The 12975-nt window shown below is 64.9% G+C and carries 10 protein-coding genes, 1 tRNA gene and 2 pseudogenes; 7 read left to right on the top strand and 6 right to left on the bottom strand.

What is annotated here, in order from left to right:
• Positions 1-58: 58 nt before the first annotated feature.
• Positions 59-727 carry a YiaD family glycine zipper/OmpA-like lipoprotein gene (locus tag ATI53_RS16140; RefSeq protein WP_009505869.1) on the bottom strand — a complete coding sequence of 223 codons (669 nt, stop codon included), beginning with the start codon at positions 725-727 and terminating at the stop codon, positions 59-61.
• Between the two features lie 137 nt (positions 728-864).
• The gene (locus tag ATI53_RS16135) at positions 865-1701 is read right to left on the bottom strand and encodes a methylated-DNA--[protein]-cysteine S-methyltransferase (RefSeq protein ID WP_009505870.1); all 837 of its coding nucleotides are present in this window, start codon (positions 1699-1701) and stop codon (positions 865-867) included.
• 325 nt (positions 1702-2026) lie between these two features.
• Between ATI53_RS16135 and nth the strand changes: the two genes are divergently transcribed.
• Entirely contained in the window at positions 2027-2671 is a 645-nt protein-coding gene (gene nth / locus ATI53_RS16130; protein WP_111550856.1) for an endonuclease III, read from the top strand.
• Positions 2668-3684, top strand: coding sequence for an adenosine kinase (locus tag ATI53_RS16125; RefSeq protein WP_111550855.1), 1017 nt, complete (start codon positions 2668-2670; stop codon positions 3682-3684). The genes nth and ATI53_RS16125 overlap by 4 nt, the downstream gene beginning before the upstream one ends.
• A gap of 96 nt (positions 3685-3780) precedes the next feature.
• On the opposite strand, the pseudogene ATI53_RS24000 reads toward ATI53_RS16125, so the two are convergent.
• The 3 genes and pseudogenes from ATI53_RS24000 to ATI53_RS16110 form a co-directional block, all read right to left on the bottom strand.
• Positions 3781-5160 (bottom strand): annotated as a pseudogene (locus tag ATI53_RS24000) (S8 family serine peptidase); the annotation flags it as partial.
• Positions 5161-5170: 10 nt separating this feature from the next.
• On the bottom strand, positions 5171-6130 hold the full coding sequence (locus ATI53_RS16115; protein WP_111550853.1) for a phosphatase PAP2 family protein: 960 nt from the start codon (positions 6128-6130) through the stop codon (positions 5171-5173).
• Between the two features lie 16 nt (positions 6131-6146).
• The gene (locus ATI53_RS16110; RefSeq protein ID WP_111550852.1) at positions 6147-7763 is read right to left on the bottom strand and encodes an AfsR/SARP family transcriptional regulator; all 1617 of its coding nucleotides are present in this window, start codon (positions 7761-7763) and stop codon (positions 6147-6149) included.
• Positions 7764-8037: 274 nt separating this feature from the next.
• Here ATI53_RS16110 and ATI53_RS16105 point away from each other — a divergent pair, with 274 nt between their 5' ends.
• From ATI53_RS16105 to ATI53_RS16085, 5 genes are all read left to right on the top strand, one after another.
• Positions 8038-10086, top strand: a complete 2049-nt coding sequence (locus tag ATI53_RS16105) for a phosphatase PAP2 family protein (RefSeq protein ID WP_111550851.1) — start codon at positions 8038-8040, stop codon at positions 10084-10086.
• Between the two features lie 318 nt (positions 10087-10404).
• Positions 10405-10480, top strand: a tRNA-Thr gene (locus ATI53_RS16100).
• 118 nt (positions 10481-10598) lie between these two features.
• Positions 10599-11111, top strand: a complete 513-nt coding sequence (gene socA, locus ATI53_RS16095; RefSeq protein ID WP_223865992.1) for a type VI toxin-antitoxin system SocA family antitoxin — start codon at positions 10599-10601, stop codon at positions 11109-11111.
• Positions 11089-11973, top strand: coding sequence for a type VI toxin-antitoxin system SocB family DNA replication inhibitor toxin (socB, locus tag ATI53_RS16090; protein WP_240778612.1), 885 nt, complete (start codon positions 11089-11091; stop codon positions 11971-11973). Before socA ends, socB begins: the two co-directional genes overlap by 23 nt.
• 49 nt (positions 11974-12022) lie before the next feature.
• Positions 12023-12700 carry a hypothetical protein gene (locus tag ATI53_RS16085; protein WP_111550850.1) on the top strand — a complete coding sequence of 226 codons (678 nt, stop codon included), beginning with the start codon at positions 12023-12025 and terminating at the stop codon, positions 12698-12700.
• Positions 12701-12728: 28 nt separating this feature from the next.
• Here the strand turns inward: ATI53_RS16085 and ATI53_RS16080 are convergent.
• A pseudogene (locus ATI53_RS16080) lies at positions 12729-12975 on the bottom strand (IS5/IS1182 family transposase); the annotation flags it as partial.

The following is a 12975-nucleotide window of genomic DNA, read 5'->3' as shown; positions in this document are numbered from 1 at the left end:
GGTCAGAACGGCAGGACGCGCCGCGGGTGGGCCGTGGCGCGTCCAACTGGTGTAAGGCTTAGCCGGCGTTGGGAAGGATGACGATTTCCACCCGGCGGTTCTGCTGCTTGCCCTGCGCGGTCAGGTTCGACGCGATGGGCTGATCCTCGCCCCGGCCGATGGACTGGACGCGGTAGGACGGCACGCCTTCGGACATCAGCACCGAGGCGACGGTCTGGGCGCGGCGCTGCGACAGGCTTTGGTTATAGGCTGCGTCGCCGTCGCTGTCGGTGTGACCAATGACCTGGACGGTGGTGTTGGGGTATTCCAGCAACGAGCGGCCCACGGTGTGGATGTCGGCGCGCAGATCCGGGCGCAGCGAGGCGCTGTCGGTCGCGAACAGGATGTCCTGGGGCAACGTGACGATCAGCCGGTCGCCGGTGTTGTTGATCCCGACGTTGTTCCCGAGCTGCTGGCGCAGCGCCGCTTCCTGCTTGTCGAGATTATTGCCGATCACACCGCCGGCAATCGCACCGGCGGCAGCGCCCGCCAGGGTGTTCTTGAGCCGGTCATCGTTGTTGCCACCGATAAGCCGACCCGCGGCCGCGCCACCCAGCGCGCCGATCACGACGCCGCGGTTGGTGTTGGTGTTGGGATTGTTCGCGTTGAACGCCTGGCCGTCGGCACAGGCGCCAAGCGTCATCGCGGCGGCGAGCGAAAGAAAGAGAGGGGTCGTTGCCCGGATCATGAGTCTGGCCTTTTTACTAGGATGCGCCCCTGCGGGGATCTGCATCGGGTTATAGCCTCAACTCATAGCGCGCCAAGCATGGTTATCCGATCACATCGGCGGGAGTTTGCGCACGAGCGATATCGCGCGGGCAGATCTCAGGCCTCAAGCCGTGCGGATTCCCATGCCAGAATCGCGCGCTTGACCGGCAGACCCCAGTGATACCCCCCAAGGCCGCCGGATTTGCGCAACGCCCGGTGACAGGGAATCAGCAGCGACACCGGGTTGCGCCCGACGGCGGTGCCCACGGCCCGCACCGCGCGGGGGGTGCCGATGGCCTTGGCGATTTCCGAATAGGTGGTGACATGGCCTGACGGGATGCGCATCAGCGCCTCCCAGACCTTGATCTGGAACGGTGCGCCGATCAGGTAAAGCGGCACCGTGCCCCCGGTCTGGCCGAAGGCGGCGGCGGACCAGTCCGCAAGCGCGTCGGGGTCTTCGACATAGGTCGCACCGGGCCAGCGGGCGGTCAGGTCGCGCATCGCCTCGACCTCGCCGGATTCGGCGGAAAAGGCGATGCCGCACAGGCCCTTGTCGGTGCCCATCATCAGCGCCGGACCGAACGGGCTGTCGAACCAGCCCCAGTGGATCACCAGCCCCGCGCCGCCGCGCGCGTAATCGCCGGGGCTCATCGCGTCCCAGCGCAGGAACAGGTCGTGCAGGCGCCCCGTGCCAGACAACCCTGTCTCATACGCGGTATCCAGGGTGGTAAAGCGCGAATCCAGCAGCGCCTTGGCGTGTCCCAGCGCCAGATATTGCTGAAACCGTTTCGGGGACACCCCGGCCCAACGCGAAAACACCCGCTGGAAATGCGCCGGGCTCATGTTCATCCGCATCGACAGCTCGTCCAGCGTGACCCCAGGGCCCGCGGCGTCCACTTCTTCGATGGCGCGGCGCATGAAATCGAAATGATACCCCTGTGCGTGCTGTTGCATGGCTGTTCCGCTGGTTGTTCACGGAGCAGCAATAGCGCGCGAAACGCCGCGCCGCGACCCGGTTCCTGCGCTTTCGCGGAAACCGGGTCGCGGCGCGGCCGGCCTCTTCATTCCGCATGAAATTTCCGTATGAAATTTCTCGGCAAATTGAAGTGTGCAAGAAATGCCGGGCGAAAAACTCCCGGGGTCAACCTGCGGATAATGTCACCATTCGGAAATGCACGGTACCCGACTTCAATCCAAAGCTGTGCATCATGGCGGGCTCGCGTCAATTCCCGCTGCAAATCGCTTGCCGGGGCGCGGATTGCCCTGCATATGCCCAAGCATGGCCAAACAGCTCGACTATCATACGCTGCGGGAAATCTTTGCCCGCTTTCAGGCGGCGGAACCCGAACCCAGGGGCGAACTGCATCACGTTAACGCATTCACGCTGGTGGTCGCCGTGGCGCTGTCGGCGCAGGCGACGGACGCAGGCGTCAACAAGGCCACCGCCCGACTGTTCGAAATCGCCGACACGCCGGAAAAGATGCTTGCGCTTGGGGTCGAGGGGGTCACCGACCATATCAAGACCATCGGCCTGTTTCGCAACAAGGCCAGGAACGTCATCAAGCTTAGCCAGATCCTGCACGATCAATACGGCGGCGAGGTGCCCTGTTCGCGCGCCGCCCTTCAATCGCTGCCGGGTGTCGGGCGCAAGACCGCCAATGTGGTGCTGAACATGTGGTGGCATTACCCGGCGCAGGCGGTCGACACGCATATCTTTCGCGTCGGCAACCGCAGCGGCATTTGCCCCGGCAAGGACGTGGTCGCCACCGAGCGCGCCCTCGAAGACAACATTCCCGTGGATTTCCAGCATCATGCCCACCATTGGCTGATCCTGCACGGGCGGTATACCTGTGTCGCGCGCAAGCCCAAATGCCCGGCCTGCCTGATCCGTGACCTTTGCCAGTACGAGGAAAAGACCCTATGACCCTGTCCCACCCCACCAAGAAATACGCGGTTGTCGGTATCGGCAACGCCATCGTCGACGTGCTGACCCGCGCCGACGACAGCTTTCTCGACCACATGGGCATCGAAAAGGGCATCATGCAGCTGGTCGAACGCGAACGGGCCGAACAGCTGTACGGCGCGATGTCGGATCGCGTGCAGGCGCCAGGCGGATCGGTGGCCAACACGCTGGCGGGCCTGGGCAAGCTGGGGCTGCGCACGGGGTTTGTCGGGCGCGTGCGCGACGACGCGCTGGGGCGGTTCTATGCCAAGGGTCTGACGGATGACGGTACCGATTTCGTCAACCCTCCGATTGCGGGCAACGACTTGCCGACCTCGCGGAGCATGATCTTCGTGTCGCCCGATGGCGAGCGGTCGATGAACACCTACCTTGGCATTTCCGCCGAACTTGGCCCCGACGACGTGTCCGAAGACATCGCGTCCCAAGCCGAAATCGTGTTCCTCGAAGGCTATCTTTTCGACAAGCCCAAGGGAAAAGAGGCGTTCACCCGCATGGCCCGCGGTTGCCGCGCTGCGGGCGGCATGGCCGGAATCGCAATTTCAGATCCCTTTTGCGTCGAACGTCACCGCGACGATTTCCTGCGCCTGATCGCCAATGAAATGGACTACGTCATCGGCAACGAGGCCGAGATCAGGTCGCTGTATCAGGACGACCATCTCGACAAGGATCTCGCGCGCGTGGCGGCGGTTTGTCCGCTCGTGGTCTGCACCAGGTCGGGCGACGGCGTGACGGTCATGCATGACGGCGAGCGTATCGACGTGCCGGTCACCAAGGTCACCCCGGTCGATGCCACCGGCGCGGGCGACCAGTTCGCCGCCGGGTTCCTGTATGGCCTAGCGACCGGGGCCGACTTGCAATCCGCCGCGCGCATGGGCGTCGTTGCCGCGTCCGAGGTCATCGGCCACATGGGGCCGCGACCCGAAGTGGACGTCATGGCGCTGCTGCGCGCGGCGGGGCTGGTTCAGCCGGGCTGACCGCCGGTTCGGTAGGCCCATCGCGCTTTCCAGATCGCTTATCCGCACGGACCTTGTCTCTGTCGTCGCGGCGGCGGGGGCCGACCCCAGCAGCGCCTTGACCGCCGCGCCGGTCATGCCCTGCCCTGCCGGCGTTCCGCGGATCAGCGACACCATTCCGGCCACAATGGCCGACGCCGCCGAAGTGCCTCCGAACAGAGTATAAAGCGCCCGTGGCAGGGTTTCGGGTCGGGTGCGATCGGCAACCGTGCCCGCCGGCAGCCGCCCTTCGGACAGGTCCAGATCCATCCTCGACGCGGAGTCGTAGCCGTATTGCCCAGGTATGTCGGTGCTGAGCACGCCATAGGGCGAATATAGGTTTTCACGTCCGTCGCTGCCGTCAAAGGCGGACAGGTCCAGCCGCCGCGCCCGCCACGACAGGTCGAAATGGCGCATATGAGTGGCCGAGATCTCCTCGCCGTCGTCCGAGGGCGCGAACACGGTCGGGCCGCTTGCCTGCCCCGATGAATAGCTTGCCACATGGCCGTGGCTGTTCACAGCGCCCACGGTGATCAGCGCATTTCCCGGCGCGGCCAGCGAGGCGGGGTATTCCAGCGTGCTGCGCCCGCTGTTGCCCGCCGCAAGGATCACCGGCACATGCGCCGCGATCTTGATGAGCAGATCTTCGAACAGGGCCTTGTCGGCATAGCGCGCCGCGTCCAGGAAATTGCCGTTTCCGCGCGGATCGGCGTCCTCGCCCACCCTGGGCCGGGGCGGCGTGCCTTCGCCCCATTCGGCAAGATAATCGTCGGGGTCCAGCATGTTCTCGGCGGCGCGCGGCATCAGGATCACATCCGCCCCACAGTCGATGGCATACAGCAACGCCATGACCAGCGGCCAATAGGCGTGGCTGTAGACGGTAGCGATGGGGATCACCTGCGCACCCGGATTCACCCCGAAATACGGCAGCGTCACCGGGCTGCGATGCGCGCAGTCCTCCGGTTCGGGCCGCCCTGCCAGCAGACCGGCGCAACAGGTGCCATGCGCGGCAAACCGCTGCGACGGGGCGGGCAGGTCGATCCGGGCCGGGACCAGCGTGCCCGGCGCAAGATAGCCGTCGATCGCTGCCTTCAGCGCGGGGGTCAGCGGGCGATCAAAGAACGTGGCCGGGTCGGGCACGCCAATCCCGGCCAGCGCCTCGGCCAGCCGAACGAACCGCGGCACCGCAAGATCGGGGTCGTCTTCGTACAGGGTGCCCTGCGCATGGGCGGCAAATTCGATGGGCTGGTGCAGGCAGGGCCGGCCGCTTTCCTGAAGGTTGGGATGGTCAAGTACGGCACCATTGTCGATCAGCGCGATCCTGACGGGCTGCGCGCCATCCAGCAGCGACACCCAGGCATCGCTTGGCTCGTATGTGTCGGGGCCTGTGGCGCTCAGCGCGCCGATCCGTTCAAGGTGCCACAGGAAATGCTCGCCGCATCCGCGGGTATCGGTCATCGCGTCATCCTCAGTTCCATTCCTGCAAGGCCGCGCGAATCCCCGACCGGCAGACATAAAGCAGATAGGGTGCCACCTGCCGCGCCAGCATTTCGCCCGCGTTTGTGTCGGACGGGTAATGCAGCCCGGCGTATTCGCGGTTTTCGCCGATGCGGCGCGCCACATGAAACAGTTCGGTCGTGGCAGGCAGTTCGGGAAGGGCGCGGTTCAGCACTTCGGCAACCGAAAAGTTCTGAAAGGAATGATTGCTCGGATAGGCCGCGTGCGGCGGGTTGGCCAGAAAGGGCCGCAACGTCGGATCCAGCGCCGAGGGGCGCGGTCGGGCAAAGCGCGCCTTGTAGATGTAGCCGATGCGCTCGGCCATTTGCAAAATGGTGCGGACCAGCCGAACCGTGTTGTCGTACCCGCCCAGCCCGTCGATGCCGAGCGGGCGCAGCACGTCAACGGGGTGGTTGGCGGTGACCTGCCGGGCGATTTCATCCCTCCGGTCGCGGTCCTTGCGCAGGTCGCGCTGGTAGCCGCGCAGGGTCTCGATTTCGGCGGCGGACTCGTCGGCGCCGGGAGGGGGCGGAAGGTGGATCGCTTCGAACGGAAAGGCGCGCCCGGCGGGCAGGATTTCGGGCGGGGCCACGCCCGGCGCGATGCGGTCGCCCAGCAGCGCCAGTTCGCGCAGATCGATCCAGGTCGACAGCACCTGATCGGGAAAGCCCCCGCCCGCCCCCGGCGCTTGCGCCTGTGCCTGGGCTTGCGCCTGTGCCTGGGCTTGTGCCTGGGCTTGCGCCCGTGCGCCGCCCAGACTCGTGGCGCTTTTCACCGTCGCAACGGTGGCGATGCGCGCAAAGGCAAAGCTCATCGGCGCGGCGGGTTCCGCGGCGGGGATCGGTTCGAAAATGTCGCCCTGCTTGCCAAGACGCAGCCCGGACGCAGGGCCGAACCCGGCAAGCGGATGGGGCGGAATCGGTATCGGCACATAACTTCCTTTCGGTTCAGGTCACGGCCGCGCCCAGCGCGCGAAAGCTGCGCCCGAGTGCTGCGCGCGCATGTTCGGCGGGCACGGGAAAGTCCTGGTCGCGCAGGTTTTCGGCGCAGTTCCCGAGGTCGATGCCGCACAGCTCGTCCCAGCTTTGGCGGGCCTCGGGCAACTGACCCGACTGGGCATAGGCCGCCGTGAGATAGCGCAGCGTCGGCTCGTAGGGGCGCCCGAGGACCGGCATCAGTCCGCGCGCCTCGCGCCCATGGACAACCGCGCGGCCGGCATCGCCCCGGCACAGGTCGATCATGCACAGCCCGGTCGAAAAGGCATAGGCATAGGGATGGTTGTCGCCCCGCCTTCGGGCCGTGGCGGCAGCGGCGTACGCCTCGTCAAGGCGGCCTTCGTAAAAGCGCAGCATCGACAGTGCGAAATGATAGATCGGCGTGGCCGGATCGCTGCCCGAAAGCGGAGCGAGCAGCCGGTTGGCGCGGTCGAAATCGCGCAGCACAAAGCCGTTCGCATGCGCCAGAAGCGAGCGCACAAGCGGATTGTCCGGCGCGGCTTCCAGCGCCTGCGCGGTCAGCTCGACCACCTCTTCGCGCAGCGCAGGCGCGTCGCGCCCCTTGCTCTGCTCAAGCCGGAACGCGGCGGTAAAGGCCAGCCAGGCCTGAAAACTGCCTCGCGGTTCGACGGCGATGGCGCTGCGGAACCGGTCCACCGCGATGGCGGTGTTCTGCGGTCCCAGCCGGAACAGGCGTTCGATCCCGTCCAGCATCAGGCGCGACGCGACACGGGTTTCGGCATTGGCGCCGTGGTCATGGCGACAGGCGGCGCGTTCGATCTCGCCCGCCAGCCGGGCGACGGTGCCCGCCAGCACATCGCGGCGGCCCACCGCATCGGCGGCCAGCACCAGTTCGCCGGACCAGATCACCTCGCCCCCCGCCACACCGATCAGCGCCAGTTGCAGGCAGGTCTGCCCGTCGGACGTCATCGCGCGGCTGGCCAGGCGCACATCCGCCCCACCGAGGCTTTGAAGATCGGCGGCGCGCAGATCGCTGACTTCGACAAGATCGTTCTGCGACAGCAGCGTGACCAGCCGCCCCAGCAGAAAGCCGGCCGCCATCTCGGCCGCCAGATCCTGTGGCAGGGTGCGCGGCGGGCCGACCGCGATCCGGAGCCGGGCGCGATCCGGGGCGCTTTCCTTCCGGGCCGGTCGGGGGCATGCGGTCAGCCGGACACGCATGTCGCGCAGCCAGTCGTCGAATTCGGGATCGCAGACCTCCAGCCCTTCCAGGAACATCGCGCCGTCTTCGGCTGCGTCCAGGTCGCAGGCCAGCGCGTCGGTGCGCAGGGCCACGCCGTCGGCGCGCATCACCAGCAGGTCTTCGCCGAGCGCCTCGCGCAGCTGGCGCAGGCATTTCTTGAGGCTGTCGCGCCCGTGTGCCGGCCCGCTCAGCGACCAGAGCAGATCCTGAAGCCGCCCCCGTGGCACCGCGCGGCCGCGGTGGATGGCAAGTATGGCGATCAGCGCCTGCGCCTTGCGGCCCAGCGACAGGATCTCGCCCCCCGGCGTGCCAAGTTCGAACGGGCCAAAAAGGCGCAACCTGTACCTGCCGGTCCCACGCTTCATTCCCGTCCCCTACACACCTGACCAAATCGTTACCAAAAGGTTTACCCTTGGGAAGGCGATGTCAAACCGGCAAATCCGGACAAAAGGCGGTTTTCCCGCTTTTTTCCCCCTTGGCGCCCGTGTCGTTCCCCCGCGTTTCCCCTGCGGCATCCGATGCTGGCTTCAAGCCGGGCTTGCGTCCGGTTGGCGTGCGCCCTTCACCGCCAATGGGTTCACGGATGCGAATCAACGCCCGAAACGCTGCCAGATCGGGCCGACAGCGAGGATGAGGACCATGGACGACTTCAGAGATTACGAATACCTTGCGCGCCCCGCCGCGACCGGCGACCGGCATCTCAAATCCTGCGAAATCCGCGAAACCGCCGCGCTGATCGCCGCAAGCCGCGCGCCCCAAGCGACCCCGACAAATGGCGAAGAGACCCGTCACGCCGAAGTCTGGCCGCTGAGCTTCACCAAAGGGCTGCCCCATGACAGCGACGGGTTCGTCGACCCCAAGGCATTTCATGCCTTCGTCACCGCGATCACCGAACCCGACAGGCCCGGCCTGCCCCATGCGTTCGATGTGCCGCTGGGGCCGCAGGCAGGCCTCGCGCCGGGCGGCAACACCCCCTACAGCTACAAACCCCGCCCCGAATACGCGCTTGGCTGGCGCTGTACCCGGCGCGACGGTGCGCCGCTGACGGTGCGGGCCTGGGAAAGCCCCCGCGCGGGGCATGTCTATGACCTGCAAGGTGCCGATGCGTCCGACATCGCGATGGATGCCGCGCCCGCGCTTGGGTCGGAGGAGCTGACCGCCGAGATGGCCGAGGTCTATGCGCTTGCACTGCTGCGCGACGTGCCGTTCTCCGAGATTTCCGCCGGCGGCACGGCGTTCGCCCCGGCCGGGCTGTCCGCCCACGCCGCGTTCACGGGCCTTGGCCGCCTGGCCTTTCTGAATGCCCGGACCGTGCTTGATGGCCTGACCCCGCGCCAGGCCGACCGCCGTGCCGCGCGTTTTGACCAGACCGGCGCATTCACGCCGCAGACCATGTTCAGAGGGTCGACCCCGGGCGCCCAAACCGGCCCCTACCTGTCGCAGTTTCTGCTGGTCGGGACCGGCACCTGCCCGCAGGAGACCCGTGAGGGGCTGATTTCCTATGGGGCGAATACCATCGACCAGCGCGTCGCCTCCCTTGCCCCCGGCGTCGATCATATGGTCGATTTCAACAGCTGGTTCGACGTGCAGATGGGGGCCGACATCAAGGACTTGCAAACCGCCGATGCGGGGCGCCGATTCATCACCACACCGCGTCAGCTGGCATCTTATGTCCGGGTCGACCAGCTGTATCAGGCCTATCTGAACGCGGCGCTTGTGCTGTTGGTTCAGGGCGCGGGGTTTGACAGCGGCTTTCCCGAGGGCACGGGCAAAAGCCGCGCTGCCTTTGCGACATTCGGCGGCCCGCACATGCTTGCGCTGATCTCCGAAGTGTCGTCGCGCGCCCTCAAGGCGGTGCGGCGGCAGAAATTCAACATCCACCGCCGCGGACGCCCCGAGCGGCTGGCGGCGATGGTGGACAAGGTCGCAAGCGGAGCGCCCGGCAAGCTTACGACCGCGATGCGGGCCCAGCTTCGCACGATGTACCTGAACCTGGACAAGGCCGGGCTTATGGCGCCCGTCGCGGCCCACAACGCCGCACAGCTTGCGACCCATGCGGCGCGGGATGGCAGCTATCCACTCACCGGTCTCGGCCATGAGGCCGCGCTGAGCCACCTCCTGCCCATGGCCTTTATCGAAGGGTCTCCGATGCATCCGTCCTATGGTGCCGGGCATGCCACCGTCGCCGGAGCCTGCGTCACCGTGCTCAAGGCGTTCTTCGAGATGTTCACCACGCCGGACGGCTGGACGGAACGGCTGATGGACAGCGTCGGGCTTGGCTGCTCGGTCGAACCCAACGTCGTGGCAGACGGCGCCAAGGTCGATTTCGACCGCAGCGGCACAAAGCTCGTCGATGCGACAGATCAGACCCGCCTGACGATCCAGGGCGAACTGGACAAGCTGGCGGCGAACATCGCGATCGGGCGCGACATGGCGGGGGTGCATTTTTACACCGACTATTATGAAAGCCTGCGTCTGGGGGAACGGATGGCGGTGACCATCCTGCAAGAACAGATGCTGACCTACCCCGAGCCGGTCAGCATGCGCTTCGTCAGCTACGACGGTGATCGCGTGCTGATCGAAGGCACCGGCCACGCGGTCAGCGTCACGATTTTCGGCAAGAATGGACGCCCCGTCGATTACGCCGCCTGGTTGTCGCGTGCGGCGCAAGCGCCCGTGCCGGCCTGACAGTCCTGGACCGACGCGACCCCGGCCCGGCGGATCACCTCCCGGATCCGCCGGGTCATTTTGCAAGGCCGACCGGGGCGACATCTTGCGATGATTCCGGCTTGCGCGCACCAGCTTTGGCGGTTAAACGACCCCCCGCGCGGCCCAAATAGCTCAGCTGGCAGAACAACTGCTTCGTAATGCGCGGCTGATGCGGTAAATATCGGCGGAAGACCAAGACGTTAGGCGGAAACAAGGAACGAGTTTAAAAGGGTCTTGCAAGACTGATGTACTGTCTTGCAAAGATCACAGGCCGCAGGTATCTCGGACCATCAGGATGCCCCATTAGCTCAGCTGGTAGAGCAGGTCCTTCGTAAGGACAAGGTCGGCGGTTCGAGTCCGTCATGGGGCACCACTCTCCTCCTTGCCAAATCACCCTAACTTCGTGCATTATACGCGCGAACAAAATGAGAACATGAGGCTGCGAGAATGAGGCGATGAGCCCATACGATCCAAGAGCGATAGCGAACCTCATGCTTGACGAGGCGGATCGGCGCGGCATTAAGATCAGCAACCTCGCGCTCCAGAAGTTGCTCTACTTCGCCCACGGCATTCACCTAAAGAAGGGCAAAGGGCCACTTGTCTCGGGCTACTTCGAGGCGTGGCAATACGGCCCTGTGCATCCTGCCGTCTATCGCGCTTTCAAGCAGAATGGTTCCGAACCGATTGTTGTTCGCGCGGTGAAGCAAGACCCGTTGACAGGCAAGACCCGCGATCTGCCGAAACCTGATGACATGGCTGTCGTCGATCTCGTTTCTGACGTGGTGCGCCATTTCGGGCCAATGTCTGCTGGACGGCTTGTTGACCTTTCCCATGCAAAGGACTCGCCGTGGTCCTTCGTGGTGGACAAAGCGAGAACGGACGTCGCTTTTGGAATGCGGATACCGGATAATGTGATCCTAGACCGATTCCAACACCACAAGGTGTCCCTCAACGCTAGTCCTCGCGCAGGAGAACCGCCCAGTGACGATACGCCTATTGCCTGACATCGACCTTGCTCGGATTGCGCCTCAGCCCGACGACATGAAGCGCAAGAGCTTGGAGCAGATGAAGGGCGGGCGTCCGCCGTTTTCCTACAACCCGTTGCGGTCCTGTTTTGACGACATCTTCAACATTCAGCCGGGGCTTGCTTTCGGTTCCGCCCCGCCGACTTCGTGGTCGGTGATCGAGGCGAAATTGGACAAGCGGTGCCGGTCCGAAGTCGAGCGCGTTCACAACAAGCGGGTCGCGCGCGGCCTTCACGACTTTGCGGCGTCTGGCCGTGTCATGGGTCGGAAGCAGGAGTTCTTTCCTCTTTCGATGGGCGTCGGTCGCAAGGTGACATTCTGGCTGCCCATGATCCTCGCTATCGACGAACAGGCACATGCAATCTTCATTGAACCTCGCCGCGCCCGTGGCTTGACTGCTGATGGACGTCGGTTCGCCTTCTCCATGATGCACGAGCGCATTCGAGCGGCTGACGAGGACTTTGCTGATGTGCGCCTCGGCATCGTGCGGTTCGCTGATCCTGATGGCGACCGTCGTGCGGCGCGCTTGTTCACGGATGAAGGCGTCGATCTCTACACGCTCGACGAACTCGAACAGATGGTCGCATCGACTTACGAGATGTGGCGCGAAGTGCTTGAAGAACGCGAGGCCGAGGCCCGCCGCCGGGGAACCGGAACGGGGTCCGCTGATCTGATTCTTCGGCTACCAAATGTGCCGGCTCGTTTAAACGCCCACGCTACATTTGGTATGTCGTGCGCAAGACCCCACGTCATCCTGATCGGTGTTGCGCGCTCCGAAAAGCCCCGTTCTCGGAAAGAATTGCGTTACGGCAACGACTTAGCTGGCGCCCCCAAATTTTAGGGAAACTTTCGCTGGCCCATCGCGGCGGCGAGGCCGCATATCATGGCCGATGCACGAGATCGCCTTCACCACGGCCAAGATGCCACAGCCGCCCGTCGAACCAGAATGGATTGACGTGTCGCCCGCTCTCGGCGCGGCGCTTGTCCGGGCGTTCGACTTCATCGACCAGACCCCTCGCCACACGCGGACGTTCGCGGTCGTCCACCTGACGCCGCGCTATGTCGTCGGCCTTAACCCGTCCTCTACTTACTTTTTCGAGCATAGCATTGACGGCATAGTGCCGACGCATTTCGTCGCGCAGGATCGGACGTGGCTAAACGTCATCTGTAAGCAAGGGCTGACGGGGTTCGCCGGTTCGTTTCCCGCTCGCTCGTTCCTCGTCCGCGATGGCAGTTGGAATACCGACGCGCTCGTAGGCGAGAGAAACCCGGAGTATTGGCAGAATGCCGAGAAGCGAGTCGAGATCACCGAAAGTACGATGGATGAGCCATCCCATCCAATCAACTGGCATTTGCCTCACCTGAATAAGGTGATCCGCCGCTTTTCCAACACCGAAAGCCGCATCGAGTTCAGCCCTGAGGGGATCACAATCCACCATCATCGAGGCGTCAGCTATCAGTCGGGCGACTTCGGCACCTTCGATGGGACGGTAGCACTCGCCCGCGACAACTTCCTTCGTCTCGCGAAACACGCAACTGCGCGGCATTGTTGCAGAAAGGCGGCTTGAGGCGTGACTTCTCCTTTCCCCTTCTGGCTCAGGTCACGCGGACGATCTCGGCGGTGCCGAGGGCATTGAAGCGGTTGATGAGTGCGACGCGGATGTGGATTTCGGCGGTTTGGCGGTCTGGGTCTCTCGCGGCGATCCGCTCGCCGAAGGCCTTGAGGCAGCGCATCTTGGCCTCAGCGCGGCTGCGGGCGTGGTATCCCGTCCACCGCTTCCAGAACGCCCGGCCGTAGTGACGTGTGGCGCGCAAGGTTTCATTGCGGTCCCGAGCGGCTGGG

It is taken from the genome of Salipiger aestuarii, assembly GCF_003259905.1.
Classification (GTDB): Bacteria; Pseudomonadota; Alphaproteobacteria; order Rhodobacterales; family Rhodobacteraceae; genus Salipiger; species Salipiger aestuarii.
Note: the sequence above shows the minus strand (reverse complement) of the source record. Positions and strands in the feature narration are given on the sequence as shown.

What these genes read in the sequence shown, in the direction of transcription:
- ATI53_RS16140 (WP_009505869.1), bottom strand. Translation starts at nt 727, where the DNA reads ATGATCCGGGCAACGACCCCTCTCTTTCTTTCGCTCGCCGCCGCGATG.
- ATI53_RS16135 (WP_009505870.1), bottom strand. Translation starts at nt 1,701, where the DNA reads ATGCAACAGCACGCACAGGGGTATCATTTCGATTTCATGCGCCGCGCC.
- nth (WP_111550856.1), top strand. Translation starts at nt 2,027, where the DNA reads ATGGCCAAACAGCTCGACTATCATACGCTGCGGGAAATCTTTGCCCGC.
- ATI53_RS16125 (WP_111550855.1), top strand. Translation starts at nt 2,668, where the DNA reads ATGACCCTGTCCCACCCCACCAAGAAATACGCGGTTGTCGGTATCGGC.
- ATI53_RS16110 (WP_111550852.1), bottom strand. Translation starts at nt 7,763, where the DNA reads ATGAAGCGTGGGACCGGCAGGTACAGGTTGCGCCTTTTTGGCCCGTTC.
- ATI53_RS16105 (WP_111550851.1), top strand. Translation starts at nt 8,038, where the DNA reads ATGGACGACTTCAGAGATTACGAATACCTTGCGCGCCCCGCCGCGACC.
- socA (WP_223865992.1), top strand. Translation starts at nt 10,599, where the DNA reads ATGCTTGACGAGGCGGATCGGCGCGGCATTAAGATCAGCAACCTCGCG.
- ATI53_RS16085 (WP_111550850.1), top strand. Translation starts at nt 12,023, where the DNA reads ATGCACGAGATCGCCTTCACCACGGCCAAGATGCCACAGCCGCCCGTC.